The 25,744-nt window shown below is 72.6% G+C and carries 22 protein-coding genes; 11 read left to right on the top strand and 11 right to left on the bottom strand.

The genetic code is table 11. The annotated features are described in order from the left end of the window. Positions 1-38: 38 nt before the first annotated feature. Positions 39-617: a TetR/AcrR family transcriptional regulator C-terminal domain-containing protein gene (locus tag A3IC_RS0115645; RefSeq protein WP_040876702.1), complete on the top strand. Its 579-nt coding sequence runs from the start codon at positions 39-41 to the stop codon at positions 615-617. Between the two features lie 215 nt (positions 618-832). Here the strand turns inward: A3IC_RS0115645 and A3IC_RS0115640 are convergent, their stop codons facing one another. Continuing rightward, positions 833-2,116: an FAD-dependent monooxygenase gene (locus tag A3IC_RS0115640; RefSeq protein WP_020550984.1), complete on the bottom strand. Its 1,284-nt coding sequence runs from the start codon at positions 2,114-2,116 to the stop codon at positions 833-835. Positions 2,117-2,846: 730 nt separating this feature from the next. On the opposite strand from A3IC_RS0115640, the gene A3IC_RS0115635 reads away from it, so the two are divergent. Both A3IC_RS0115635 and A3IC_RS0115630 read left to right on the top strand, forming a co-directional pair. Then, the gene (locus tag A3IC_RS0115635; protein WP_026218301.1) at positions 2,847-3,311 is read left to right on the top strand and encodes a hypothetical protein; all 465 of its coding nucleotides are present in this window, start codon (positions 2,847-2,849) and stop codon (positions 3,309-3,311) included. A 126-nt stretch (positions 3,312-3,437) separates the two neighbouring features. Continuing rightward, the gene (locus A3IC_RS0115630) at positions 3,438-4,358 is read left to right on the top strand and encodes an aminoglycoside phosphotransferase family protein (RefSeq protein WP_020550982.1); all 921 of its coding nucleotides are present in this window, start codon (positions 3,438-3,440) and stop codon (positions 4,356-4,358) included. Positions 4,359-4,482: 124 nt separating this feature from the next. Here A3IC_RS0115630 and A3IC_RS0115625 read toward each other — a convergent pair whose 3' ends face one another. Further along, positions 4,483-5,154 carry an NUDIX domain-containing protein gene (locus A3IC_RS0115625; protein ID WP_020550981.1) on the bottom strand — a complete coding sequence of 224 codons (672 nt, stop codon included), beginning with the start codon at positions 5,152-5,154 and terminating at the stop codon, positions 4,483-4,485. 98 nt (positions 5,155-5,252) lie between these two features. Beyond that, complete coding sequence (locus A3IC_RS0115620; RefSeq protein WP_020550980.1) at positions 5,253-6,038, bottom strand: DeoR/GlpR family DNA-binding transcription regulator; 786 nt, start codon at positions 6,036-6,038, stop codon at positions 5,253-5,255. Positions 6,039-6,278: 240 nt separating this feature from the next. Between A3IC_RS0115620 and A3IC_RS0115615 the strand changes: the two genes are divergently transcribed. The 3 genes from A3IC_RS0115615 to A3IC_RS0115605 are packed head-to-tail and all read left to right on the top strand — an operon-like array spanning position 6,279 to position 8,698. After that, the gene (locus A3IC_RS0115615) at positions 6,279-6,629 is read left to right on the top strand and encodes a YciI family protein (protein WP_026218300.1); all 351 of its coding nucleotides are present in this window, start codon (positions 6,279-6,281) and stop codon (positions 6,627-6,629) included. Between the two features lie 5 nt (positions 6,630-6,634). Continuing rightward, positions 6,635-8,011: an RNA polymerase sigma factor gene (locus A3IC_RS0115610; RefSeq protein ID WP_020550978.1), complete on the top strand. Its 1,377-nt coding sequence runs from the start codon at positions 6,635-6,637 to the stop codon at positions 8,009-8,011. Between the two features lie 54 nt (positions 8,012-8,065). Beyond that, positions 8,066-8,698, top strand: a complete 633-nt coding sequence (locus A3IC_RS0115605) for a maleylpyruvate isomerase family mycothiol-dependent enzyme (RefSeq protein WP_020550977.1) — start codon at positions 8,066-8,068, stop codon at positions 8,696-8,698. A gap of 58 nt (positions 8,699-8,756) precedes the next feature. On the opposite strand, the gene A3IC_RS0115600 is transcribed toward A3IC_RS0115605, so the two are convergent. From A3IC_RS0115600 to A3IC_RS0115585, 4 genes are all read right to left on the bottom strand, one after another. Beyond that, a complete protein-coding gene (locus A3IC_RS0115600) occupies positions 8,757-9,047 on the bottom strand; it encodes a type II toxin-antitoxin system RelE family toxin (protein ID WP_158695963.1) in 291 nt (96 codons plus the stop codon). Between the two features lie 305 nt (positions 9,048-9,352). After that, complete coding sequence (locus A3IC_RS0115595; protein WP_158695962.1) at positions 9,353-10,084, bottom strand: YqeB family protein; 732 nt, start codon at positions 10,082-10,084, stop codon at positions 9,353-9,355. After that, positions 10,062-10,688, bottom strand: a complete 627-nt coding sequence (locus A3IC_RS0115590) for a TetR/AcrR family transcriptional regulator (RefSeq protein ID WP_020550974.1) — start codon at positions 10,686-10,688, stop codon at positions 10,062-10,064. The genes A3IC_RS0115595 and A3IC_RS0115590 overlap by 23 nt, the downstream gene beginning before the upstream one ends. A 125-nt stretch (positions 10,689-10,813) precedes the next feature. Continuing rightward, positions 10,814-11,266 carry a MerR family transcriptional regulator gene (locus tag A3IC_RS0115585; protein WP_020550973.1) on the bottom strand — a complete coding sequence of 151 codons (453 nt, stop codon included), beginning with the start codon at positions 11,264-11,266 and terminating at the stop codon, positions 10,814-10,816. Between the two features lie 220 nt (positions 11,267-11,486). On the opposite strand from A3IC_RS0115585, the gene A3IC_RS0115580 reads away from it, so the two are divergent. From A3IC_RS0115580 to A3IC_RS54690, 4 genes are all read left to right on the top strand, one after another. Beyond that, entirely contained in the window at positions 11,487-12,536 is a 1,050-nt protein-coding gene (locus tag A3IC_RS0115580) for an aldo/keto reductase (protein WP_026218298.1), read from the top strand. Positions 12,537-12,715: 179 nt separating this feature from the next. After that, positions 12,716-13,804: an ABC transporter substrate-binding protein gene (locus tag A3IC_RS0115575; RefSeq protein WP_020550971.1), complete on the top strand. Its 1,089-nt coding sequence runs from the start codon at positions 12,716-12,718 to the stop codon at positions 13,802-13,804. Between the two features lie 111 nt (positions 13,805-13,915). Continuing rightward, entirely contained in the window at positions 13,916-14,917 is a 1,002-nt protein-coding gene (locus A3IC_RS0115570) for a FecCD family ABC transporter permease (protein ID WP_020550970.1), read from the top strand. A 59-nt stretch (positions 14,918-14,976) separates the two neighbouring features. Then, a complete protein-coding gene (locus A3IC_RS54690) occupies positions 14,977-15,882 on the top strand; it encodes an ABC transporter ATP-binding protein (RefSeq protein WP_106668907.1) in 906 nt (301 codons plus the stop codon). A gap of 143 nt (positions 15,883-16,025) precedes the next feature. Here the strand turns inward: A3IC_RS54690 and A3IC_RS0115560 are convergent, their stop codons facing one another. Both A3IC_RS0115560 and A3IC_RS0115555 read right to left on the bottom strand, forming a co-directional pair. Next, positions 16,026-17,156: an alpha/beta hydrolase family protein gene (locus tag A3IC_RS0115560; RefSeq protein WP_020550968.1), complete on the bottom strand. Its 1,131-nt coding sequence runs from the start codon at positions 17,154-17,156 to the stop codon at positions 16,026-16,028. Between the two features lie 145 nt (positions 17,157-17,301). Further along, positions 17,302-18,513 carry a cytochrome P450 family protein gene (locus A3IC_RS0115555; RefSeq protein WP_245599308.1) on the bottom strand — a complete coding sequence of 404 codons (1,212 nt, stop codon included), beginning with the start codon at positions 18,511-18,513 and terminating at the stop codon, positions 17,302-17,304. Positions 18,514-19,075: 562 nt separating this feature from the next. Between A3IC_RS0115555 and A3IC_RS0115550 the strand changes: the two genes are divergently transcribed. Beyond that, positions 19,076-20,539 (top strand): acyl-CoA carboxylase subunit beta, encoded by a 1,464-nt coding sequence (locus A3IC_RS0115550; protein WP_020550966.1) that lies wholly within the window; start codon positions 19,076-19,078, stop codon positions 20,537-20,539. A gap of 410 nt (positions 20,540-20,949) precedes the next feature. Here the strand turns inward: A3IC_RS0115550 and A3IC_RS0115545 are convergent, their stop codons facing one another. Both A3IC_RS0115545 and A3IC_RS0115540 read right to left on the bottom strand, forming a co-directional pair. Beyond that, positions 20,950-23,994 carry a poly(A) polymerase gene (locus tag A3IC_RS0115545; protein WP_026218296.1) on the bottom strand — a complete coding sequence of 1,015 codons (3,045 nt, stop codon included), beginning with the start codon at positions 23,992-23,994 and terminating at the stop codon, positions 20,950-20,952. Continuing rightward, positions 23,994-25,721, bottom strand: coding sequence for an RNA ligase family protein (locus A3IC_RS0115540; protein WP_026218295.1), 1,728 nt, complete (start codon positions 25,719-25,721; stop codon positions 23,994-23,996). The genes A3IC_RS0115545 and A3IC_RS0115540 overlap by 1 nt, the downstream gene beginning before the upstream one ends. Positions 25,722-25,744 lie beyond the last annotated feature (23 nt).

Here is a 25,744-nt window from a genome sequence, read left to right as displayed (position 1 = left end):
ACAGCGTCACCTATCACCGATAGGTTGTCAACGTGAAGATGAACCGTGAGACCGTCGTCGGCGAGGCGCTGGACCTACTGGACGAGGTCGGTCTGGACGCTGTCAGTACAAGGCGGCTCGCGAAGCGACTGGGCGTCGAGCAGCCGTCGCTCTACTACCACTTCCGGAACAAGAAGGAGCTGCTCGGCGCCATGGCCGAGGCGGCCATGACGCCCCATGCGACGGCACCGCTACCGGAGCCCGCCGACGACTGGCGGGAGTGGTTCCTGGAGAACACGCGCGGCTTCCGCCGCACCCTGCTGATGCGTCGCGACGGTGCGCGCCTCCACGCCGGAAGTAACCCCGGAGCGGCAGACCTGGGCCGAATCGCCCACAAAATGGCCTTTCTGTGTGCGTCCGGCGTGCCCGAGCGGGATGCCCAGATGGCGATGCTGGCTGCCGGTCGCTTCACGGTCGGGTGCGTTCTGGAGGAACAGGCGGACGCCGGCCCCGGTGCCGATGCGGACCATCCCGTCCTCCCGCCGATCGATCACGAGTCGGCGTTCGAGGCGGGGCTGGCCCTCATCCTGGACGGCCTGGCGAACCGCGTCGGAGGAGCCGGCCCCGCCGCCCGCTGAACCACCCGCCGGCGCGGCTCGCGCGGGCGACGACCGGCCGGTCGACGGCCTCGTGTGTCCGCTCTCATCGATCTTGTCAGTCCGAGCCGACACGCCTCATCGGAACGTGGCCCGGCCGCCGAACGGGTGCTCCAACGCGCACCATGCGGCATGAGCGGAGGTCGTCCGGCGCTGTCCCACCGAAGCGTGGTCCCTCTCGACGCGCCATGTGACACCTACGGCTTGGCCGACCAGTTGATCGCCGATCCGGCCGGGGCTGCGGAGTCCGGCACCCCCGCGTAGTCGGGCAGCTCGACGCCGTTGATCGCGTGCCCGACCAGCTCGGTGAACCATTCGCCGGCGAAATCGGGGCCCGGCTCGGCGTCCGGCCCGGGAACGTCGCGGCTGCGGGCGTTCAACCGGCCGATCTCCTGGTTGGCCTCGACGAACGAGCGCATCCGCGCCTCGTAGCGGGCGAACCCCGCGTCGGGGTCCCATCCGGCAGCGGCCAGCTCTCCGGCCAGCAGGTAGGCACCGACCAGGGCCAGCCCGGTGCCCTGTCCGGACATCGGCGACGAGCTGAACGCCGCGTCCCCGAGCAACCCGACCCGTCCACTCGACCAGCGGTCCATCACCACCTGGGCGACCTGGTCGAGGTAGAAGTCCGGGGTGTCGTCCAGGTGCGCGAGGATGTCCGGGGTCAACCAGCCCAGGCCCGCCATCCGCTCCCGCAGCAGGACCTTCTGGGCCGCGACGTCACGGTGGTCGACGTCGAAGTCGGCCGAGGGGAGGTAGAACATGGCCATCGCCCGGGTGGCGTCCTGGATGGGCCGCAGGAGGGCGGAGCGCCCGGACTCCCGATCCTGGTACTCCAGCAGCCATCGGTCCAGCCCGAACTCGTTGGGCACACTGTAGAAGGCCAGCACGTGCCCGAGGTGGCGGAGAAACCGGTCATGCGGCCCGAAGACCATCGCTCGCAGCTCCGAGTGCAGCCCGTCCGCCCCGACCACCAGGTCGAAGCGCCGCCGGTTGCCGCCCGCGAAGACCACGTCGACCCCGTCCGCGTCCTGGGTGAGCTGGGCGATTCGGTCGCCGAAGACGTACTCGACGCCGTCGCGGGTGTCGTCGTAGAGCACCCGGGACAGGTCTCCGCGCAGGATCTCGATGTCCGCGATGAACCCGTCGCCACCGTCGGCGCGGAAGGTCTCCAGCACCTGCCCGTCCGCGTCCACGGTGTGCGCGCCCGCGGTGTCGGTGCACGCCGCGCGCACCGGCGCGGCCAACCCCATGCGCCCGATGACCTCCCTGGCGACCCCGCGCGCGTCCACCGCCTGCCCGCCGGGACGCAGCTCGGGAGCCCGCTCCACCACGGTCACCTCGGCCCCCCGCCGGCGCAGCCAGTGGGCCAGCGCGGGTCCCGCGATGCTCGCCCCCGCCACCAACACCCTGGGACCGCCCACCCGCGTCCCCTGCCCGCCCGTCCGGATCGTGTGTCCCCGGTCGGAGTCGTCGACGCTCATCACTGCCTCCCTGTGCTTCCTCCCGCGCCGGCACGTTCCCGGCACGGGCCCATCGCCGTCGGTGTATCCAGCCGTATCGACCACGGATCCGCGCAAAACTCATCGGTCACGGCAGACATCGATGAGAAACGCCGACTCCGATGAGACTTCGCGTGTGCCAAGGCTCGATAGTTGTCACCGGCGGAGCCGTCCAGGCCGGCGGAAGGGCCGGGCCGAAGCAGCCTGGTTGTCACCTGGGAGGCAGGCTGGTTGTCACAGACGCTCGCGCGCGACGGCCTCGCCGCACACCTACCGGACACGGCTCCGGCACACCCGAAAGCGCGGCCGGCCGACACTGGCCCTCGCCGCCACCGTCGACCGCCTCCTGGAGGCAGAAGAAGAACTCCTCCGCATCGGCCGGATCGTCGCGACAGATTCGTCATGGACGTTCATGCTCTTCCTCAACGCCACCGCCACCGCAGTGCCGGCCTGCACCGGCGTTGCCAGGACCACTCCTCCGACAGATCAAGGCTCCGACGCGAAGTGACAACAAGCCTGCCTACGTGACAACTATCGTGCTTCGGCTCATCGCGGCGGTCACGGCAACGAGCCGTCGGTGTCAATTGCCGCGACCAGATGTCATCTGTCGCGACCAGTCACAGTCGGGGCGGCGCGGAAATCCGGTCGCCGTTGTCGGTGCGCTTGCCTACGCTCGTGCCATACCACGCGACAACACTTCGGGGGAACCCTCATGAGCATGCCGAACTACACCCAGGACCCGCTGGTTCGCCTCGACCGGCACCGGATCGAGTTCACCACCTACCCCGGCGACCACGCCGCACTCGGTTTCGTCGCCACGCGCGCGAGCTGCTCGTGCGGTACCTGGGCCTCGAACCGCCCCTGGGAGCGCGGCGATCACCTGCGCGCCTTCGGTCGGCACATGAGTGACGTCCAGGTCATCGCACACACCGTGCCCCGCGAATACGCGCAACTCGCGGTGGTGCCACTGCGCTGCGCCGACGCCGAGCACGCCGCGGCCGTGGTCCGCGACTGGCCCGAGCCGCAGGACGCGGAGCACGGGTTGTTCCGACGCGAGGAGACCGTGTTCATCGCTTACCGCGACGGCGAGTTCCCGTGCTCCGTCGCGGTCTGGGCACACCTCCGGGGCCACGTGAGCGATGTGTACGCCGGGCGCCTGTTGCGGGACGTGGCCTGACCACCGCCGTCGATCCGGACCGATCCGTGGGGTCGCGCCATGTCTTGACGCCCGCCCGGCAGCCGGGCACCGCCGTCGCCTCCTTCGTACCCGTGTGAAAGCCGGCATCCACGAAGGAGAACCCCTGTGAGCACGTCGATTTCCGTCCACGTCCCCGCCGCGTTCGCCGAGTCCTACGGCCGCCGGGGCGCATCCGCCCGCGCCTGGCTCGACGCGCTGCCGGGACTGGCCGCGGACCTGCTGGACCACTGGACGCTGCGCCCGGACGGCCTCGCCGGGCACGGCATGGCCGCACTCGTGCTGCCGGTGACCCGTGCGGACGGCACACCGGCGGTCCTGAAGCTCCAGCAGCCCACCGAGGACAACGCCGGCGTCGTATCGGGCCTGCGGGCCTGGAACGGCGACGGCGTCGTGCACCTGCTCGACCACGACCCGGACACCGGCGCGATGTTGCTGGAACGGCTCGACGCGACCCGACCCCTGTCCTCGGTGTCCGACGACGACGTCGCCATGCGCACGCTTGCCGAGCTGATGGCGCGCCTGGTCGCGGTCCCGGCACCGCGGGGGCTGCGGCACTTGGCGGGAGTCGCCGCGGCCATGCTCGACGAGGTGCCGCGCGCGCTGCCGGCCCTGCGCGACCCCGCCGAACGGCGCCTGGTGCGCACCTGCGCGAGCGCCGTCGCCGAGTTGATCGACGAGCCCGGCGACCGACTGCTGCACTGGGACCTGCATTACGACAACGTCCTGGCCGCCGACCGCGAGCCGTGGCTGGTCATCGACCCCGAACCACTCGCCGGCGACCCGGGGTTCGAGCTGTGGCCGGCGCTGGACAGTCGGTGGGAGGCCGTGGTGGCCTCGGGTGACGTGACCCGCGCGGTGCTGCGCCGCTTCGACCTGCTGACCGAGGTGCTGGGCCTGGACCGGCAGCGGGCCGTCGGATGGACGCTGGGACGGGTATTGCAGAACGCGTTGTGGGACATCGAGGACGGCAAGAGCACCCTGGAGCCCGAACAGGTCGCCCTCGCCGACGCGTTGCTCGGTCGGTAGGGCGGAACGGCGGGCCCGGGCGCGGTTCGCCGGATCGCCTCGGCGAACCGATCCGGCGGACCACGGGCGGCGGGAGCCGTGCCCGGCGGGCCGTGGACGGTGGGCAACCGCCCCGCGAAATCGGTCAGTTCCGGTCGGCCGCCGGGCGGAACGGGCCGTCCAGGGCCGCCCACTGGAGCAGCATGATGGTCTTCGCGTCGGCGATGGAGCCGTCCCGGATCATCGCGAGCGCCTCGTCGAAGGGCAGTTCCAGGGTGCTGATGTCCTCGCCCTCGGCGGCTATGCCACCGCCTTCGCCGGCGGCGCTCCACGGGCCGTAGGGAGCCGCGAAGAAGTGCAGGCGCTCGGTGACCGAGCCAGGGCTCATGTAGACGTCGAAGACGTGCTCGGGACAGCCGACCCGGTGCCCGGTCTCCTCGGCCGCCTCCCGTCGGATCGCCTCCTCCGGGCTGTCGCCGTCCAGCAGCCCGGCGGCCGTTTCCACGAGCAGTCCGTCGGGGTGGCCGTTGACGTAGGCGGGCAGGCGGAACTGGCGGGTGAGCAGCACCGTTCGGCGATCGGTGTCGTAGAGCAGGATCGTCGCCCCGTCGCCCCGGTCGTAGTTCTCCCGCTGCTCGCGACTCCAATGTCCGTCGGCGTGCCGGTAGTCGAAGGTGGTCTTGCGCAGTACGTACCAGTCGCAGGACAGCACCTCGACGTCGCGGATCCGCACCCCGGGATTGCCGGTCAGGTCGCGGCCGTACCGGTCCAGGCCGGTGCGACCGCGGCGGTCGGGGATGTCGATGCCCTCGGTCATCGGGCGAGCGGGACATGGGAGGTGGGGCGGACGGTGGTCATGACGGTGGCTCCTCGGATCGATGGGCGGGCGGTCCGGCATCGTGTGGGTCGGGCCGGTCAGCCCAGGACGGTGTGCACGCCGGCCTTGTGCAGGGCCGCCAACGTGCGCGGCCCGTTCGGGTGGGTCGCCGGGTCGGCGGCGGCGTGGTCGGTGACGAAGTCGTCCGCCGCACCCAGCTCGGCGACCCGACCGAAGGCGCGGACGCCCAGCTTGGTGGCGTCCGCGACCACGATCGTGCGGGTGGCGCGGGCGAGTCCGACCTGCTTGACGGCCGCGTCGTCCAGATCGAATTCCGACCAGCCGTGCTCGGCGTGCACGCCGCCGATGGACATCACGAAACAGTCGAAGGCCAACGACTCCAGGGTGGCCAGGGCCAGCGGGCCGACCAGGGAGTGCTCGCCGGGACGGGAGCGTCCGCCGACGACGAGCAGTTCGATCCCGGGTCGGTCGGCGAGCCGTACCGCGGCCTGGAGGCTGAGCACCGCGACGGTCAGCGGAGCCCGCGCGGCCAGGTGGTCCGCGACGTGCACCGTGGTGGTGCCCGCGTCCAGCAGCACCCGCGAGCCCGGTTCGACCAGGCCCGCCACGGCCGCGCCCAGTCGGTCCTTCGTCGCGGCCTGCCACGGCTCGCGCGCGGCGAACCCGGCTCCGTCCTCGCGGGCGCGGGCGGCGATCGCGGCGCCGTGCACCCGGCGCACCAGACCCTGGCCCTCCAGCGTGTCCAGGTCCCGGCGCACGGTCATCTCCGAGACGCCGAGACGCCGGGCGAGTTCCGAGACCGGGATGCGCTCGGAGCCCTGCACGAGGCGAAGGGTCAGGTCCAGGCGGGCGGCGACGTCCATGCGCCATTTCTAACATGCTTGTGTGCGATTGAACATCCGCATGTTCGTTCGGGATGGGCTGGTGATGCGTCGGGGGCTCGCGGCGCTCGCGATACGAAACCGCCGACGTGCCGTGTCGAGTGGTCGCGGCCCGGGAAAAGTTTTTGCCCGGCCTGTCGATTCGGCCGCTGTTCGTTCGTCGTCATGGTGTACGGCGACTCGCCGCACGAGGAAACGACAGGACAGAGCAGGAGTCTGACCATGAAGTACATGTTGTTGATCCACAGCGGGGCGGTCGACGCGGACGGCGGAGCCGCCGAATGCACCGTCGAGGACTGGATGGCGTACGACAAGGAGGTCAAGGACGCGGGCATCTTCGTGTCCGGCGAGTCGCTCGCGGACCTGGTCACCGCGACCACCGTCCGGGTCGATCCCACGGGTGATCGGACCGTGACGGACGGGCCGTTCGCCGAGACTCGCGAGGTGCTCGGCGGCTTCTACGTGATCGACGTACCGGACCTCGATGTCGCGCTGGACTGGGCCGCCCGCTGTCCCGGCGCGCGCGGCAGCGGCGCGATCGTGGTGCGGCCGATCGCCGACTTCGCGGGCTGACGGGGATGGACGAGCGAGCCGCCGGTCCCGAGTCGCCCCTCGGAGCGCCCGGGGACGGATCCGCCGACGGGGTCCGCGGCGCGTCGGTGGAGGCGTCCGTCGAGTCGGTGTTCCGGGAGGAACGGGGCCGGTTGCTCGCGTCCCTCGCGCGCCGCTTCGGCGACCTCGACCTGGCCGAGGAGGTCGCGTCCGAGGCGATCGAGGCCGCGCTGGTGCACTGGCCCGTCGACGGCGTGCCGGATCGGCCGGGGGCCTGGTTGCTGACCACCGCGCGGCGTCGGGCGGTCGACCGGTTGCGCCGGGATCGCACGTACGCCGCCCGGTTGGCCGTACTCCAGGTGGAGGCGGATCGGGCCGACCCCGCGCCGCCTGCGGATGTCGGCGACGACCTGCCCGACGAGCGGCTGCGACTGTTCTTCACGTGCGCCCACCCGGCCCTGCCCGCCGAGGACCGCGGCGCGCTGACGCTGCGCTGCCTCGCCGGGTTGACCACGCCCGAGGTGGCCCGGGCGTACCTGGTGCCGACCGCGACGATGGCCCAGCGGATCGTCCGGGCGAAGAAGAAGATCCGCGAGGCGCGGATCCCGTTCCGGGTGCCCGGTGCGGACGAGTTGCCGGAGCGCCTGCCGGGGGTGCTCCAGGTGATCTATTCGATCTTCACCGAGGGCTACGCGGCCAGTTCCGGATCTCGGTTGCAGCGGCTCGACCTCGCCGAGGAGGCGATCCGGCTGGCGCGGATCCTGCGCCGGTTGTTGCCCGCCGAACGCGAACTCGCCGGGCTGCTCGCGCTGATGTTGCTGATCCACGCACGGCGCGCGGCGCGGACCGATGCCGACGGCGGCATCGTGCTGCTCGACGACCAGGACCGAGGTCGGTGGGACCGGGCGATGATCGAGGAGGGCCGGGAACTGGTGGTCGCCGCGCTGACCGGTGGTGCGCCCGGGCGGTACGGGGTACAGGCCGCGATCGCCGCGCTGCACGACGAGGCCGCGGACGTGGCGACCACGGACTGGCCGCAGGTGGTGGCGCTGTACGACGTCCTGCTCGCACTCACCCCGTCGCCGATCGTCGCGCTCAACCGGGCCGCGGCGGTGGCGATGCGGGACGGCCCGGCGGCGGGTCTGGCGTTGCTGGACGAGCTGGCGGACGAGCCGAGGCTGCGCGGCCACCATCCCTTCGCGACCGCCCGGGCGGACCTGCTGGGCCGCTTGGGCCGTCGTGCCGAGGCGGCGGCGGCCTACCGCGAGGCGCTGGACCTGGTCGGTACCGAACCCGAACGCGCACTCCTGCGAGGGAGGTTGCGCGCGATGGAGGCGGCCGGGGCGCCCGAGGTGCCCGGGGCTTTCGGAGTGCCCGGGGCGGACCCGACCGATGACGCATGACGGCCGAGTGGCCGATCCGATCACACCATCTGCGACCCGAGGAGAGAACCGGACATGGACCGCGACCAGACCCTTGCGTGGGTACGAGCGGAACGACTGAGTCTCGCCGATCTCTTCGACGACCTCGACGAGAAAGAGTGGGCAGCCGCCTCGCTGTGCGGGGAATGGACGGTGCGCGAGGTGGCCGCGCACCTGACCACGTCGACGCGCACGACGCTGTGGGGCATGATCAAGGGCGCGATCCGGGCCCGGGGCGACTTCGACCGGATGGTCGCCGACGAGGCGCGGGAACTGGCCGTACGATTCACCCCGGCGGAACTCGTCGCGCAGCTGCGCGAGACGGCGGGCTCGGCCCGTCGTGCGCCGATGGCCGCACGACTGGACCCGCTCGCCGACGCGCTCGTGCACGGACAGGACGTCGCGAGGCCGCTCGGCCGGGTGCGACGGATGCCCGTCGAGCCGGCGCTGGCGGCTCTCGGCCACGTGCTGAACAGCCCGTTCTACGGCGCCCGCAAGCGCTTCCGGGGCACCCGCCTGGTGGCCGACGACGCACAGTGGTCGGCGGGCAAGGGGCCGGACGAGGTCCGAGGCCCCGTCGCCGACCTGCTCCTCCTGGCCACGGGCCGCCCGGCCGGCCTCGGCACCCTGTCCGGATCGGGACTGGAGCGGATCAAGGCGACGCTATAGGGGCGGGTACGCCGGCCACAGCGCGCTGGGGATCGGGTCGGGGCGGGGGACCGGGGGGCTACTCGTCGGCGTCGCCGAGGAACTCCATGCCGTCCAGGACGGTCACCACGACGACGACCATGACACCGCGCAGCACGCCGTACTCGATCAACAGCGCGGGAGCGACCATCGCCTGCCGGGTGTCGTCGTCGGGGCCGATCGGGGCGGACGACTTGGTGTAGGGGTCGCGGGCCAGTACCCGCAGAGCCTTGGTGAGCTGCTCGCGGCGCTCGGGCGGTAGCGAGTCGCGAACGGTGGCCGCCGTCTCGGTGTACTCCACGCGGTACGGGCCGCTCGGATGCGCCTTCACGATGCCCTCCATCCCCTGGCGTTGCGGTCCAGTGGCGTTCCGGTCCTGAGGGGACGGTAGCCGGTGCCCGACGCGGTGACCAGACGGGGGCGGATCGACGGTGCGGACGCGGGGTCGCCGGTCGCCGAATGTCAAGCATCGGCGCGCGGGCATCGGGTGGTTCGGGCGCTGTGGGATGCGGGGCGCGGATCGAGGTCGGCGGTGGCACGGGGATGCGCACGGGCCCCGTACTCGAACGCCTCGGCCGGGCGCGTTCGACGGATCTCGGCGGGGCCGCGGGAGCGGCGGGCGGGGGTCGGCGGGGGCTACCGCTCGACGGGACTGTCGAAGGCGCGCGGGTGGGGGCGGCGTGGGCGGTACTGCTGGGCTCCCTTGCGGTCGCGGACGGCGACGCCCAGGCCGCGCAGCTCGTCCAGCGCCTCCTCGGCCGCGCCGGCCCGCTTGTCGGTCAGGGCGCGCTTGCGGGTGCGCAGCAGGGTGTGCGCGGCCTCGTCGAGATCGGGAGTGCCGTCCACCCACGTGCTGAACTCCGCCTCGCGCGGGTCGGTGGTGCCCCGCCACGGGTAGTCGAACCCGGCGAAGGCGTCGCGCAGGTGGGGGACGGGCAGGTCGGTCGCGGGGACGCGGGCGAGTTCGGTCTCGCTCGGGTCGAGGGCGACCAGGTCCCGGCCGTCGGTGAAGACCGCGTGGATCCGGTCCCGACCCACGTGCAGGCCGGAGCCGTTCCGGTGGATCGTGAGGTGGTCCTCGGCCACGGTCACCACCGGGCTCTCCCGGCGAGCGTCCACGACCATCCAGGCGCCGAGAACCGCGCCGAGCACGGTCGTGGTCGGTACGGCCCAGCGCGTCGGCAGCCGTGCGGCCAACCGGAGCGGTCCGGGCGCGGAGCCGACCAGGTCGATCGACCAGTCCACGAACGGCGCGATCGCGAACCCGGCGCCGACGCCGAGCAGCGTGGTGCCGACGCCGATCAGCCAGAGCCACACCGATGGCATCCGGACCGTGACGGCCCGCTCATTCTCTGTCGTGTTGTTCATCTTCTCCCCCTGTCCGGTCCGGCGCGGGCGCCAGGTATCGCGCGACGGTGCGGCGTAGTGCGGGTGTTGCGTCCCGATCGGGGGCGGCGCCCAGGTACACGGCGTCGACGACGGTCTGGATCCACCCGGCCGCCTCGTACGGTTCCAGTGCCGCGTCGATCGTCCCGTCGGCGATGCCGCGGGCGATCAGGCCGGCCAGGCCGTCCCGGACGACCGCCTCGGTCCGGGTGACCACGTCGACCAGTTCGGGATCGCGGTCGACCTGGCGCAGCAGTTCCACCAGCAGGCCGGCCGCGCTCGGGTCGCGGGCGTCGGCGGCGAGTTCCGTGACGAGTTCGACGATCGCGCGGGCCGGGTGTTCGGCAGCGGCGAAGCGGGCGACGCGTTCGTGGGACAGCGGCAGGTCTCGTTCGAACACGGCGCGGAAGACCGCCCGCTTGTCCGGGAAGTAATAGAACACGCTCGCCGCACTGAGACCGGCCGCGCGAGCGATGTCGGCGACGGTCGTCGGCTCGAACCCCTGCTCCCCGAAGAGCCCGGCGGCGGCGAGGGTGATCGCTTCGCGCCGCTGGGCGGTGCGGCCGGGGTCCACGGTGCGGGGCACTGCGTGTTGCCTTTCGATTCGATGACTGATCGGTCAATCGAAGAATAGCGGCGGGCTTCGCCGGCGTGGGGGCTGGGTCTGCCGTGGTGGAGCGGGTGGCGGGTGGCGTCGAACCGGGCCGGGGCTCAGGGGGTGGGCGGGGCGGGTTCGATCCCGATACCGGTCTCGGTTCCGGCTTCGATTTCGGTCCCCGCTTCGGACTCGGCGAGGTAGTCCTCGTAGACGCCCACCTTGTAACCGATCAGGTCGAGGCACTCGTGGAGCCGGCCGATCCGGGCGGCTATGCGGGACTGGTGTTCGCGGAGGATGGCCAGGCGCTCGCGTTCGGTGCCCTCGCCGGCACGGGCCAGTTCGGTGTAGTGACGAATGGCGGGGATGGGCATGCCGGAGCCGCGCAGGATCATGCACATGTTGAGCCAGGCGATGTGGTGTTCGGCGTACACGCGTCGGCCGGCCGAATTGCGACGGACCGGATTGGCCAGGATGCCCTCGCGCTCGTAGAAGCGCAGAGTGTCGATGCTCAGGCCGGTGCGGGTGGCGACCTGGCCGATGGTCAGGTCTTCGTGGGTGTCGGTCACGGGTCTCAGGATGGGACTTGACCTGGAGTCGAGTCCAGCTCGTAGATTTCCGGTCGGCAACGTCTCCGCGTCCGGGAGCCCGGGCGCGCCCACGGCGGTTGCCCGACCCGTATCCGTACGGCCGATGCCCGACGCGGTGGCACCGCGGATCGCCCGGCCACCGGGCCGCACGATCGTCAGGCCGTGGGAACACGCCCGCGAGCACACGAGGAGCACGACCATGCGCTACCGCACTCTCGGCCGCACCGGCATCCAGGTCAGCGTCCAGGCGCTCGGCACGATGATGTTCGGGGCGGTCGGCAATCCCGACCACGACGACTGCGCCCGGATCGTGCACGCCGCGTTGGACCACGGGATCAACTTCGTCGACACGGCCGACATGTACTCGGCCGGCGAATCCGAGGAGATCGTCGGCAAGGCCCTGGAAGGACGGCGCGACGACGTGGTCCTGGCGACCAAGGTGCACTTCCCGATGGGCGAAGGCATCAACCGGGGCGGCAACTCGCGGCGTTGGATCACCACGGCGGTCGAGGACAGCCTGCGGCGGTTGCGGACCGACTGGATCGACCTGTACCAGATCCATCGCCCGGACGAGACGACCGACGTCGAGGAGACCCTTTCCGCCCTGACCGACCTGGTGCGACAGGGCAAGATCCGCGCGTTCGGCTGCTCGACGTTCCCGGCCGAGGATGTGGTCGAGGCCCATCACGTGGCTGAGCGGCGTGGGCTACAGCGCTTCCGAACCGAGCAGCCGCCCTACTCGATTCTGGCCCGGGGCATCGAGGGCTCCTTGTTGCCGGTGTGCGAGCGCCTCGGCATGGGCGTGCTGACCTGGAGCCCGCTGGCGTCCGGGTTCCTCACCGGCAAGTACCGCAAGGGCGGCCCGATCGACCTGACATCCGGTCGGGCCGGGCTCAATCCCGGACGTTTCGACCCGACGCTGCCCGTGAACGCGGCCAAGCTCGACATCGTCGAGCAACTGGTCGAACTGACCGAGGAGATCGGCTGCACGCTGCCCGAACTCGCGGTCGCCTTCCCGACGGTGCACCCGGCGGTCACCTCGGTCATCATCGGGCCGCGCACCATGGAGCAGCTCGAAGGGTTGGTGAAGGGCGCGACGCTCACCCTGGAGGACGCGACGCTCGATCGCATCGACGCGATCGTCGCGCCGGGTACGAACGTGTACCACCCGGACGGCGCGTGGACCCAACCGGCGCTGGCCAAGAGCGCCCTGCGCCGCCGCCCGCTCGCCGACCGCGCGGCAACCTGACGGCCTTGTCGAGGTTCGGTGCTCGGGGTGGGCCGGCTTGTTCCGCGTTTTGGGTGGGAGGTGGGAACTCGGGGGTCGGTGGGAACTTTGCCGCGGGGTTGGCCGACTGAGTGTCCGGGTTCGCGTTCGCGGGTCGGGTGTCGGTACTTCTGGGGAGCGGAACTGTGCGGGGCAGCAGAGTGGGTGGCGTGGTCGCCGTGGTGGTTTTGTTCGCGACGGCGTGTGGAGGCGACTCGAAGGATGCGGACGGTGCCGCCTCGGGCTCGTCCGCCGCTGCGACGAGGCCGGGCGGCGGTGGGGCGTCGGGCTTCCCGGTGAAGGTGACGGACTGCGCCGGCGCCGAGACGACCTTCACCGAGGCGCCGAGGAAGGTGGTCACCAGCAATGCGTCCAGCCTCGAGATGTTGTTCTGGCTCGGAGCCGGGGACCGGGTGATCGGCACCGGCTTCCCGCCCGGCAAGGGCACCATGCCGGCGCAGTTCTCCGTACCGGCCGGCAAGGTCCGGGTGCTCGGCGACATGGTGATCCCCAAGGAGCAGTTGCTCGGCTCGGGTGCCGATCTCTACATCGACACCTTCGCCGACATGGGCGGGATGGGGGCGATGGGTGCGGGGCCGTCGCCGAAGGAGTTCGCCGCCGCCGGCATCAAGCACATCTACCTGAAGTCGACCGCCTGCGCGAGCAAACGCCCCGGTCCGCAGCAGGACTTGGCCGCGGTCGAGGCCGACATCCGGGAACTCGGCGCGGTGACCGGCACGTCCGCCAAGGCCGAAGAACTCGTCGCAGGCATGGAGCAGACCCTCGGCACCGTGCGCACCGCGCTCGCGGGTGTGCCACAGGACCGGCGGCCGACGTACTTCTTCTTCGACTTCGACGCCGGTACCAAGCAACCGATCGCGGTATGCGGCAAGCAGGTCGCCAACGCGGTGATCACCCAGGCCGGGGCGCGCAACGTGTTCGCCGACTGCACCGGCGACTTCAAGCCCGTCTCGTGGGAGGACGTGGTCGCCAAAAACCCGGACTGGATCCAGTTGGGCGTCCGGAACAAGGGCGGCGCCGAGGACAATGCGAAGGCGTTCGACGAGGCCGAACGATTCCTGCGCACGTTCGACGCGACCAAGGGTCTGAACGCGGTGCGGGACGGGAAGTTCGTCCGGATCGGCTCCGAGAGCACCACGATCGCCGGGGTTCGCAACGCCGATACCGTCCGGCGGATCGCGAGCACGATCCACCCGGGTCTGGTCCAACCCGCGCCGGCCGCAGGGTAGGGGCCGGTGGTTTCGGTATTCGAGCGCAGGACCCGACGCCGAGGCGAAGCGACGTCGACGCCGTCGGCCTCGGCAGACGGGGACCGCACCCGCCCGGCGCGCACCGCGTGGGTGGTCGTCGTCCTGACTGTGCTCCTGGTCGTCGCGTTGACCTCGGCCGTGTCGCTGGGGTCGGTGGACATTCCGATCGGCGAAGTGTGGTCGGTGGTCGGGCGACGGCTGACCGGCGAGGCGCCCGAGCCCGGCACGCGCGACCTGATCGTGTGGCAACTCCGATTGCCGCGCGCGCTGTTGGCCGCCGTGGTCGGCGCCGGGCTGGGGCTGGTGGGCACCGCCGTCCAGGCGCTGGTGCGCAATCCACTCGCCGACCCGTACCTGCTCGGCATCTCCTCCGGTGCCTCGCTCGGCGCGGTCGCGGTGATCGTGCTCGGTGCGAGCACCGGCGGGGTGCTCGGATACGGGCTCTCCGCCTCGGCGTTCGCCGGCGCGTTGGCGGCCTTCGCGCTGGTGTGGGCACTGGCTCGGCGCGGCGGCGGGTTCTCCCCGCTGCGCCTGGTGCTGGCCGGCATCGGAGTGGGCCAGTTCCTGTCCGGATTCACCAGCTTCCTGGTTCTGCAGGCGGGCGACGAGCAGCAGACGCGTGGCGTGCTGTTCTGGCTGATGGGCAGTCTCAGCGGAGCACAATGGCAGCAACTGGCGCTGCCCACCGCTGCGGTGGCCCTCGGGCTGCTCGGTCTACAGGCCCGCGCCCGGGCGCTGAACGCGCTGCTGATGGGCGACGAGACGGCGGCCGGGCTGGGCGTGGACGTGGCTCGGCTGCGGCGTGAACTGTTCGCGGTGACCAGTGTGTTGACCGGAGTGCTGGTCGCCGTGTCGGGGGCGATCGGTTTCGTCGGACTGATGGTCCCGCACGTGTGCCGGTTGTTGATCGGTGGCGACCACCGCCGACTCTTGCCGGTTTCCGCACTGTTCGGCGCGGTGCTGCTGGTCGCGGTGGACACGCTGGCCCGGACGGCGGTGAGTACCCAGGAGTTGCCGATCGGCGTGGTCACCGCCGTGATCGGCGCACCGGTACTGCTGCTCCTGCTCGACCGACGGCTGGAGACGCGATGACGGGCGGCGGCGCGCGAGACGGGGCGGGCGAGGGCGCGGGGCCCGAGCCGGGGGTGGGTATGGCGGGCGCGGGCGGGTGGATCGGCGCGGAACGGACGCGGATCACCGTGGAGGATCTGCACGTCACCCTCTCCGGCCGGGACATCCTGACCGGAGTCGGGCTGATCGCGGCCGGCGGCGAGATCACCGGCCTGGTCGGCCCCAACGGCAGCGGCAAGTCCACCCTGTTGCGCACGGTGTACCGGCACCTGAAGCCGCAGACCGGCCGGGTCCTGCTCGGCGACCGGGACCTGCGGGCGATGACTCCCGCGGCGGCGGCCCGACACGTGGCGGCACTGCCGCAGGAGCGGGAGAACGACTTCGACTTCACCGTGCGTGAAGTGGTCGCGATGGGTCGTACGCCGTATCAGAAGGCGTTCGCGGGTGACAGCGCCGCCGACCGGGCGGCGGTGTTGATCGCGCTGGTGCAGGCCGGGGTGGAGGCGCATCAGGGTCGGCGGTTCGCCACGCTGTCCGGTGGTGAGCGGCAACGGGTGCTGCTGGCACGGGCGTTGGCCCAGGAGCCGGACGTGCTGGTCCTGGACGAGCCGACCAACCACCTCGACGTGCGGCATCAGGTCGAACTCCTGGCGCTGTTGCGTGCCCAGGACCGGACCACACTGATCGCGCTGCACGATCTCAACGCGGCGGCCTCGGTGTGCGATCGGCTGCACGTGCTGCACGACGGTGCGTTGCGGGCGTCCGGTACGCCGCGCGAGGTGCTCACCCCGGAACTGCTCGCCGAGGTGTTCGGCATCCGCGCCGTCGTCCTCGACCATCCCCTCACCGGCGACCCGTTGATCGCGGTCGACCACCGCACGCCGGCTCCGGCACCGGTGGTTCCGGTCGTGGTCGCGGATGACGCGGCGGATCGCGACGCCGCCGGGGGCGATGCGGGGGCGGCGGTGATACGAGGCCGGTGGTGAAGAGGGCGCGGAGAAGCGGATATGGCGAAGCCGGGTCGGCGGCCTTCTTTACGGGCTCGGCCGAGGGTGGCACCGCGACCGGGTAGGCCGGCTCGACCCACCCGGCCGGCCCCGCGACCCGTCGGACGCATGGCCGCGATGGTCTACTCGACGAGCGTCACCTCGGGGTACGCCGAAGTCGGACCGTCGAACAAGCGGGTGGGTGTGCCGCGCAGGTGGCGGTCGAAGAACGCGGCCACGTAGGCCCGGGTGATGGCGGTGGCCCGGATGCCGTCGAGGGTGCCGTACCGGGGGCCGGCCTGCTCCGGCGGCATCCGCTCGCGCAGGCCGAAGCCGTCCACGATCCACGGCTTGTCCCCGAAGGACAGCCGGCCGGCGCCGATCACATCGAGCCGGCGCTTCCAGCCGGTGAATCCGGGCCGGGCACGTGCCCAGTCGGCGCCGTGCTCGGTGCCCGGGCCGTGTCGGGGGCCCAGCAGCAGCACGGGGCGGTTCAGTTCGGGGCCGAGGGCGGCCGCGAGGAACCCGCCGCCCAGGTCCACGGCGGCGTCGATGCGCGGGTCGTCGCGCATGGCTCGGACCACGCTCGCACCGCCGATCGAGTGGCCGGCCACACCGATCCGGGTCCGGTCGACGAACAGGCCCGTACCCGGCCCGGTCAGGCGGTCGATCACGAACCGCAGGTCGGCCGAGCGGGTGCGCACGATCAGGTCGTCGTCCACGGCCGCGCGGGCCGCGCAGGTCTCGATCCGGCCGCCCGGGAACTCCACTGCGCTCTCGTGGGCGTGGTCGACGGTGGCCACCACGTATCCGTGCGAGGCCAAATCCTCGGCGGTCGCGGAGAGCGTGACGCGGCTCTCGCCGAAGTCCGGGGACAGCACGATCAGCGGCCGGGCGCCGGGCGCGGGCGGCGCGTCGGCGATCGCGTGCGTGCCGATCAGGGCGAACGCGCCGTCGCCGACCAGCGCCGTGGACAGTGCCTCGGACGCGTACGCCTCCTTCGGACCCTTCGCGGACAGCGCCGGGTAGCGCACGGACACCATGAGCTCGCGCGGCGCGGACGGCTGGGGGCACCACGGATCGAGCCGGCCGGCATCCACCAGGTGCAGGGTCTTGATGCCGAAGGGCCGGTGACCGGTCGGTGCAGGCACGTCGGGCGCGGTGGGCGGGGCCGACGTGCCGGCACCGGCGGCGGACACCCCCGCTGCGAGCAGGGTCGGCGACGACGACGGCGCGAACGACGCGGCGGCGCGACGCGACAGGTTCTTCGACATGTCGCCACCGTAACCAGGCGCCGACCTGCGGACATCCGCCTGTGGGCGGAGGCGGCGCGGGCCGGCTGCTCCCGGCGAAGTAGTTGGCCGTACTGCTGTTCGGAGCCGCCGATCCGCGGCCGGAACGCTGTGCGCCCGTCCCGAATCAGCCGGGAGTCGCCGGCGTCGGGATGATGTCGAGGTGGGTCGGGCCGTTGACCATCAACGACGGGATCGGCGGCGGTGGTTGTTCGGGGTGGGCGAGGGCCAGGTGCGGGAGACGGTCGAACAGGGTGGTCACCGCGATTCGGGTCTCCAATCGGGCCAGATGCGCGCCGAGGCAGAAGTGCGGACCGTAGCCGAAGGCGAGGTGCGCCTTGTCGGTGCGGGTGGGATCGAACGTGTCGGGAGCATCCGGGTGTATCGCCGGGTCCCGGCCGGCGGCGGCGAAGGCGATGATGATCGGATCGCCGCGACGGATCAGCACACCCTCGCCCAACTCGATGTCATCGATCGCGTAGCGCAACGGAAGGTACATGACCGGGCCTTCGTGCCGCAGCGTCTCCTCGATCACGTCGGTCCAGTCGACGACGCCCGCCCGAAGCCGAGTCGCCTGCTCGGGGTGGGTGAGCAACTCGGACAGGACGCTGGTGATCAGATTGACCGAGGTCTCGTAGCCGGCGCCGAGCATCAGGAAGAGCGAGTCGACGAGCTGCTGCTCCGAGGACTCCTCCTCCGCGGCCGCTGCCGGGATCAGCAGGTCACTGGTCAGGTCGGCGCCCGGGTGGTCCTGCTTGTACTTCAGCAACTCGACCAGCCGCTCCTGGAGTTCGCCCTGACGCACGATCGCCTCGGCGGCATCGATCGCGGTGTCCAGGATGGCGTCGATCGCGGCGCCCAGCCCGGCGCGCAGGACGTCCGGTACACCGAGCAGGTCGCAGATGACGGTCATGGTCAGCGGCAGCGACAGGGCCTGGCGCACGTCGACGCTTTCGCCCGGTGGTACCGCCGCCAGCGCGTCGACCAGGCGGTCCGCCGTCGCCTGGATGCGCGGGCGCATCGACTCGACCCGTCGGGGCGCGAAGGACGGCGCCACCCGGGCGCGCGACCGGCGATGTTCCGCGCCGTAGGTGTTCGCGAGGCTCTGTTGCAGTGCCACCGAGGCCAGCGGCCAGCCGTCGGGCAGTTCGGTCAGTCCGGGCCAGTGCCGGCGGAAGTCGCGGGAGACCCGGGGATCGGAGGTCAGCGCCTGGATGATGTCGTGCCGGGTGATCGACCAGGCCAGGACCCCGCCCGGGAGTTCGACCAGGACGGCCGGTCCCCGAGCGCGCAGGGCCGCCGCCTCGGCGTGCGAGGCGCGGGCGTTGGGGTCGAGCACGGGGCATCGGTGAACGGGTTCCGCCGGCATGCGTGGCTCCCTTCGAGGGGAACGTGCACAGTGGTCGCGGTGCCCACGAGGCACACGGCGCGGTCGTGTTCGCCGGCCCGCACCCGGTGCCCGAGGGTGCCGCACGTCCCTCCCTTCTACGCCTGGTTCCGCCTCCTGACAACACCGCGGGCGAGGGGAGCGGACCCAGGGACCGGCCATCTGCCGGTCGGCGGCGCCGAAGCAGGGCCGTGCCAGGGTGAAAGGTCGATGCAAGCGATTGGTAAGGTCGCGCCGCTTTAATGGGTGGGTGCCTCGTGGCGGTGCCCGCGCCGCCGGGAGAGTACCGCTCCGAGGTCCGGCTGCACGGTACCAAGGGGAGACGAACTCCTGTGATTCTCAAGGGGATTAGCCGTCCGACGATCAGTCGGTCGAGGTCGACGGGCCGGGTGACGCGAAGCTGCGGGAGTGCGAGGTGTGAGATCTCCTGGCGGATGTCCAGGGGGTGCTTGTAGTCACGAGTCGGGATCGACGGGTCGTTGCGGCGATCCAGGGCTCGAGAAACGGGGAAGCCATGACGACCACTGCCACCACCACCCGAATCCGGGAGCAAGGCGAAGCCGCATCGGCGCCGGCGCAGGACCCGGCGGATGCGCGCGATCCACGACTGCGGTTGAACCGGTTGCTCGACGAGGGCAGTGTGCGTGCCCTGCCGGGGGAGGATCCGGCGGGGGTGTACGCGGTGTCCGGTCGGATCGACGGTGCCCGGGTGATCGCGTACTGCACCGACGCGACGGTGATGGGTGGCGCGCTCGGGTGGGCGAGTGCCGAGCGCATCTCACGGGCCGTGGACACCGCGGTGCGCGAGCGCTGCCCGGTGGTGGGCCTGTGGCATTCCGGCGGCGCCAAGCTGGCCGACGGGGTGGAGTCGATGGACGGCGTGGGCCGGATGTTCGCGGCGATGACCCGTGCCTCGGGCCGGGTTCCGCAGATCTCGGTGGTGCTCGGGCCGGCCGCGGGCGCCGCGGCGTACGGCCCCGCGCTGACCGACATCGTGGTGATGGCGCCCGCCGGCCGGATGTTCGTGACCGGGCCGGACGTGGTGCGCAGCGTCACCGGCGAGGAGATCGACATGGCGGGCCTGGGCGGCCCGGAGGCGCACGCCAGACGGTCGGGCGTGGCGCACGTCTGCGCCGGTTCCGAGGACGAGGCGTACACCCACGCGCGAGCGCTGGCCGGGTTCTTCGCCCGGCCCGGCCGGTTCGACCCGGACGCCGCGCGCGGCCGTACCCTGGATCTGCGCGCGCTGTTGCCGGAGTCGGCGCGCCGCGCGTACGACGTACGCCCGTTGGTGCACGCGATCGTGGACGGCTCGGGGCCGGAGGATTTCGCGGAACTTCAGCCGCACTGGGCGCCGAACATCGTCGTCGGCTTCGGTCGAATGGCCGGGCGCAGCGTCGGGGTGATCGCCAACAACCCGCTGCGCAAGGGCGGTTGCCTGGACTCGTTGTCGGCGGAGAAGGCGTCGCGGTTCGTCCGGATGTGCGACGCCTTCGGGGTTCCGCTCGTGGTGCTCGTGGACGTGCCCGGCTATCTGCCGGGAGTGGGCCAGGAGTGGGGCGGGGTGATCCGGCGCGGCGCCAAGCTGCTGCACGCGTTCGCCGACGCCGAGGTACCGCGGGTCACCGTGGTCACCCGCAAGTCGTACGGCGGCGCCTACATCGCGATGAACTCCCGTTCCCTGGGTGCCACCGCCGTGTTCGCGTGGCCGGAGGCCGAGGTCGCGGTGATGGGCGCGGAGGCGGCGGTGGGTGTGCTGCACCGCAAGCGGCTCGCGGCCGTGGAGGGTGCGGAGCGCGCGGAACTCCTGGCGGGATTGGTAGCCGAACACGAGCGGATCTCCGGCGGGGTGGGCCGAGCCCTGGACTTCGGCGTGGTGGACGACGTGATCGAACCGAAGGACACCGTGGAGCGCGTCGTCGAGGCATTGGCCGGTGCACCGGCCGGCCGCGGCCGGCACGGCAACATCCCCCTCTAGCCAACCTTCCCCACCCGGTGGCGCCGTCCCCCCGTGCGGCGCCACCGGGCCTTTCCCGCCGAACCGTCGATCGGCGGGATCGGGCACCGGGCAGGAGCACGGCGCGCCACGTGGCCCGGCGGCCGGCCCGGAACGGCGCTCCACATCCTGGGAACTCGGCGCCGGCCGAGCCCGATCGTGCCCCGGTGGTCTCGGCGGGCTTCGCCGTGGCGGGCTTGCTCTGCACGCTGGTGTTCCTGCCCCGGATTCCGCGGCGGGCGGTGAAGCGCCGAGCTGATCGCCGACCGCACGCGCGGAGGCGGAACTCGGAACACCGGCCGGGTGAGGGGTGAGCCGGGCGGCCACGCCGGTCGTCGCGCGGACCGCACCCCTCTCCCCGGTCGGCGCGAAGCCCGAGCGGCCGCTCGGGGTCAGCGCAGCGTCGGTACGGCGCCGCCTTCGAGCCGAGTCGTTTCGACGCCGGGCAGGCCCCTGCGCCACCGGCTTGTGATCTCGGCGAGTGTGCCGGCATCGAGTGGGTCGGCGCCCAGACCGATCGCGTGGCACGTGCCGGATCCGGAAGCGAACGGGCGGGGCCACGCGTGTGCGTCGGCGACGCCGGCCGCGTGCAGGGCGGTGAGCAGGGCGCGGACGCGGCCGCGAAGCCGGCCGGTGGTGGCCGCGAACTCCTCGGCGGGGGCCGGAAGTACGGTCAGCACGACCCAGGCGGCGTGGCGGCGGTGCAGCGGGGGCGGTTCGAGCAGCGCCGGCCACGGGTCGGCGCGTTCGGCCGACTCGGTGAGCCCGGTCGAGGTGGACAACTCCCAGGCGCGGTACAACTCGTCGACCAGCAGGTCGCGGCCACCGGGGCCGACCTGTTCGGTACACGAGCGCACCGGGTGGGTCGGGGTCAGGATCGACACGGGCGCGCCGGCCACCGGGGCCGGGCACCCGGTGTGCGCGATCAGCGCCACCGGCTCGCGCCAGTCCCACGCGGCCCACGTGGCGAAGAAGTGCGCCGACAGTCGGTCGCCGGCCAGGTGTGCGGCCTCGCGCGTGGTCCGGGCCGCGAGTATCGACCAGGCCAGACCCGGGAGTCCGCCGAACGGCGCCGCGTCCAGGCCACGAGCCCGTGCCCACGCCTTGACCCGTCGGGCCAGGTCGGCGAACCGCTCGTGGTCGGCGCCCACCGCGCCGCGGATCGCGTCCGCGTCGGTGACCGCGCTCAACGTGATCGCGGCCGACTCACCCAACTCGGCGCGCCGGGCCACCGCGTCGGCCGGGTCGATTCCCCCGGTGCCCACCAGCGCCAGGTCCACGGCCGATGCGCCCACACACAGCCGCAGTCCCGGCACACGTGCCCCGGTCACCGGCCGAACGGCGCTCGCCTCGGGCAGCGCCGCCGCGATCCGCACCGCGATGTCGGCGAGGTCGACGGCGTGGCCGGGCAGCGCTGCCACCAGATCGAGATCGGCGTCCGGCAACGCACAGCCCATCCGCCGCGAGCCGACCATCGAAACGACACCGGCGTTGCCCAACGCACCGGAAACGCGCCGGACGATCCGCCGTGCCCGAGCATCGTCGGGCGATCCGACGCCGGGGCCCACGCCCGCCGGCGCATCGCGGGTGGGCTCGACGTCGAGACCTGTCGGCGCCACGCCGGGACCCTGGCGCTCAGCCTGCTCCGCCTGCTCCGCTGCGACATCGCCCGTCCGAGCCCCCACCGCCCGGACGCCGGTCGCGGTCGAGCGAGTCCGGGCGCCGTCCGAGGAGTTCGGCACCTCGGCTGCCTCCTCGGGCAGCCAACGCACCTGTGCCGTGCCCAAGGTGATCGTGGCCCGGGGCCGCATCGGCTCGTCGCCTCGGCGGGAGAGCAGGACCAGTTCACCCACCCGCGCCGACATCGGCTCCAGTCGACCGGCGCATTCGGCGGCGACCCGTCGGGGGTCGGTAGCGCGGCCCAGGGTCAGGTGCGGGGTGTAGCCGTCCGTGCGGCCGAGGCAGCGTGGAAAGCGCGCCGCGAACGCGTCGCGCAGCAGCGCCCACGGTGTCTCGTCGGCCGCCGCCGGGTCGAGCCAGACGGTGGCGTCCTCGCGGTGACCGAAGGTGTGTACGCCCGCCAGCCGTGCGGTGAACGGTGCCACCCGAGCGGCGGCCGCCGCGAGCAACGGCGCGGCCCGTTCGAAGTCCGCCTCCGGGACGAAACCGAACAGCACGTTGACGTGCGGCGGCCAGCGGTCCACCTGCGGATCGTGCGCGCGGCGCACCTGTTGGAGCGCGGGCCACAACCGGCGCGGCGGCAGCCAGGCCAACGCGGTGCGGGCGGTCGGTGCGACGTCGAGGGTGTCGGCGGCCACGGCGCCGGCCGGGACCAGGTCCGCCTGGACCCCGAAGTGGTCGGAAGCGTAGAGACCGTCGGGCGCGGGCGTGTCCCCGCGCAGCGCCGCCGCACCCGCGCGCCAGGCACCGGTCCGCAACAGGACCCGGTCCAACCGGGCGGCGCGGCCGGTGCGCGAGCCGATCGCCGCGAGCGGGTTGACGCCCGGATCGAAGGTGGGTGTGTGATCGTCGGCGCCGTGTACCTGCGTCCACGCGTCCGCCAGGCCCAATGCGCCGGCCGGTCCGGCGGTGCCGTCGTTGAAGTCGCCGACCACCACCAGGTCGCCCGCGACGCCGGCGAATCCGTCGGCGAGTGCGCCCAGTTCGATCCGGCGCCGGCCCGGGCCGTCCTGGGCGTGGTCGCTGGTGAGGTGGGTGACCGCGACCACGAGCGGCTCGGCCGGGCCGGTGACGGTGATCGCGGCCACCGCCTTGTACGGGCCCAGCGCATGCCGCCCGGCCTCGCGCACCGGCAGCCTGCTCAACAGCAACAGCCCGCTGTCCGGCACGTCCCGACCGGCGGGATCGGTGTCCATCGTGTACGCGGCGCGCACCCACGGCTCGGCCGCCAACAGCGCGACCAGGTCGGCCTCCACCTCCTGGAGCGCGATCACATCGGCGTCGGCGCTCGCCAGTGCAGCCAGCAACAGCGGGCGGCGGCGGGCGGTGTCGATCCGATCGGCGTCGTAGCGATCCCACAGGGTGTTCCAGGTCAGAACCCGGATCCGCGCGCTGCCCGCCGCGCGGACCCGATCCTCGCCGCGTGTGCTCAGCGGTCGCCAGTCGGCGGTCACCGGGTCGAACGCGTGCGGCTCGCGCGCGGTGAAGAAGGGTGCGCGCAGCCGGCGCGGATCCCGGATCCGGCCGGCGACGCACGTGTCGATCCGATCCACCCGAGCGGCCCGATCCCACACCACCTCGTCGTCCGCCTCGATCAGCAACACCCGGTGCCAGGGAATCTCGCCGCCGGGGACGAACGCGGGCAGCGGGACGCGCTTGGGCTCGGCGCCGCGCCGACTGACCACGAGCACGAAGCGCGCGGGATCGAACCTGGGGTCCCAGCGCACCCGGTGGTAGATTTCCTCGCTCGTGCGCATCACGGGTCCTCCGCGTCCAGCGAGCCGGCGACGTCCTCGATCGTGCCGCTCGCGCCGATGTACCAGGTTCGGTGCGCCTGTCCGGGGTAGGGCGGTGCGAACCGCCGCTGCTGCGCGGCGCGTACGGCGGGCGGCACCGGGTGCTCGCGCACGGCGTTGCGCCGGGCCGACTCCTCCTCGCCGACCAGCAGTACGGCATGCGTGATCAGCGCGTCGCGGCGCTGCGCGACGGCGTGCACGGGCGCGCGCTGCCGACCGTTGAGCGAGGTGGCGTCCCACACCACCGTGCCGCCGGCCGCGAGGGCGGCGTCGAGTCGATCCGACGCCTCGCGCAGTACCTCGCCGTCGGCCGAGCGGTCGACCCGGTCGCCGCGTGCCGCGCGCAGCTCGTCCAGGCTGATCCGGGTGTACGTGCCCGGGAGTTCGCGGGCGAATGTGCTCTTTCCGCTGCCCGAACACCCGATCAGGTGGATCAGCCGAGGAAAATCGCCGCTCCATCGGGCGCGCGTGGCCCTTGCCGGCATCGACCAGCCCTTGGCATGTGCCTCGCGCAGCTCCGCCCAACAGCGGTCGGCCGCCGCCGAATCCAGGCCGGCGAACGCCTCTCGGGCCCGGGCGCGCAGCGGCGCGAGGGGCGCCTCCCCGAGCAGATCCGCGTCCGCGCCGACCAGCGCCGACCACTCCACCTGTTCGCGCTCCTCGGCGGCCTCGGGGCCGGTGCGTCCGACCAGCGCGGCGGCGGCCACCGCGTGCAACACGCCCACATCCGCGGCGACCGCCAACCGGGCCAGTGCGCACGGGCGTTCGTGATCCGGGAACGGGCGGCGCAGCACCGTCTGCAAGCCGACCAGGTCCGCGACGCGACGCGCGAGTGGCAGGCCCAGTGCCGGGACGAGCCGGGGTACGAGCGTCCCGCGGTGCTCCCTGTGCAGCGCGGCCGCGAGCACCCCGGCCAGCCGGGCGTCACCGGTGCGGCCCAGCACGTCCAGCCGCGCGCCCGCATCGGCCACCACATCGCGGTCCGCGCCGGGTGGTTCGACCGGGCCCAGCGCGGCGAGCAGGGCGGGCAGGTCCGGACGCGCACCCGAACGCACCGCCCACAGCGCCGCGTCGGGCCCCAGACCGTTCGCGACCACCTCGGCGTGCATCCAATGCGTGTCGGTCCGCACGTGGCCGCGCCGCACCCACTTGGCCACCCGCCGGCCGAAGTCCGCGCGCTCGAAGCCCTCGACCGAGCGGACCACGAAGCCCTCCCGACGGGTGGGATCGAGCCGGATCGCGCGCAGCGCCCGCTCGTCGAAGGTGCCGCGCCACAACACCGGCGGCGTCGGCACGCCCAACCCGCGTAGGAAGCGGACGCTTTCGTCCCAGTCCAGGCACCGGTCGCCCTTCCAGACCGAGAACCCGTAGAACCAACTCGCCAGCGCGTCATAGCCGATCGAGTGCCGGGCGTACATGTTCTCGCCGCAGATCCGCCACCCGGCCGGGATTCGCGCGCCGATTCGGCCCTGGAGCGCCTTGACCCAGGTACGGGAGGGGTGGTGTGCGGAGTCGAGCGAGCGGGCGTGCAGGCCGTCCGGGTACAGCGTGGTGTTCTCGCCGTCGAGCTTCTCGGTGACCACGACCTCGCGTCCGCGCAGTCCGGACAGGTCCGCGGCCCGCACATCGTCCGCGCCGGCTCCCGGCGACCAGGGCACATGTGGCGTACGGGGATAGTGCGTACGCATGTCCACTCCCCGTTTGCCGGCCT

This window comes from Embleya scabrispora DSM 41855 (assembly GCF_000372745.1).
GTDB lineage: Bacteria > Actinomycetota > Actinomycetes > Streptomycetales > Streptomycetaceae > Embleya > Embleya scabrispora.
The sequence above is the reverse complement of the archived record's forward strand: the minus strand, read 5'-3'. Positions and strand labels throughout refer to the sequence as shown.

Coding starts and splice junctions, on each gene's coding strand:
- A3IC_RS0115645 (WP_040876702.1), top strand. CDS start 39: ATGAACCGTGAGACCGTCGTCGGCGAGGCGCTGGACCTACTGGACGAG.
- A3IC_RS0115640 (WP_020550984.1), bottom strand. CDS start 2,116: ATGAGCGTCGACGACTCCGACCGGGGACACACGATCCGGACGGGCGGG.
- A3IC_RS0115635 (WP_026218301.1), top strand. CDS start 2,847: ATGAGCATGCCGAACTACACCCAGGACCCGCTGGTTCGCCTCGACCGG.
- A3IC_RS0115625 (WP_020550981.1), bottom strand. CDS start 5,154: ATGACCGAGGGCATCGACATCCCCGACCGCCGCGGTCGCACCGGCCTG.
- A3IC_RS0115620 (WP_020550980.1), bottom strand. CDS start 6,038: ATGGACGTCGCCGCCCGCCTGGACCTGACCCTTCGCCTCGTGCAGGGC.
- A3IC_RS0115615 (WP_026218300.1), top strand. CDS start 6,279: ATGAAGTACATGTTGTTGATCCACAGCGGGGCGGTCGACGCGGACGGC.
- A3IC_RS0115610 (WP_020550978.1), top strand. CDS start 6,635: ATGGACGAGCGAGCCGCCGGTCCCGAGTCGCCCCTCGGAGCGCCCGGG.
- A3IC_RS0115605 (WP_020550977.1), top strand. CDS start 8,066: ATGGACCGCGACCAGACCCTTGCGTGGGTACGAGCGGAACGACTGAGT.
- A3IC_RS0115595 (WP_158695962.1), bottom strand. CDS start 10,084: ATGAACAACACGACAGAGAATGAGCGGGCCGTCACGGTCCGGATGCCA.
- A3IC_RS0115580 (WP_026218298.1), top strand. CDS start 11,487: ATGCGCTACCGCACTCTCGGCCGCACCGGCATCCAGGTCAGCGTCCAG.
- A3IC_RS54690 (WP_106668907.1), top strand. CDS start 14,977: ATGGCGGGCGCGGGCGGGTGGATCGGCGCGGAACGGACGCGGATCACC.
- A3IC_RS0115560 (WP_020550968.1), bottom strand. CDS start 17,156: ATGTCGAAGAACCTGTCGCGTCGCGCCGCCGCGTCGTTCGCGCCGTCG.
- A3IC_RS0115550 (WP_020550966.1), top strand. CDS start 19,076: ATGACGACCACTGCCACCACCACCCGAATCCGGGAGCAAGGCGAAGCC.
- A3IC_RS0115545 (WP_026218296.1), bottom strand. CDS start 23,994: ATGCGCACGAGCGAGGAAATCTACCACCGGGTGCGCTGGGACCCCAGG.
- A3IC_RS0115540 (WP_026218295.1), bottom strand. CDS start 25,721: ATGCGTACGCACTATCCCCGTACGCCACATGTGCCCTGGTCGCCGGGA.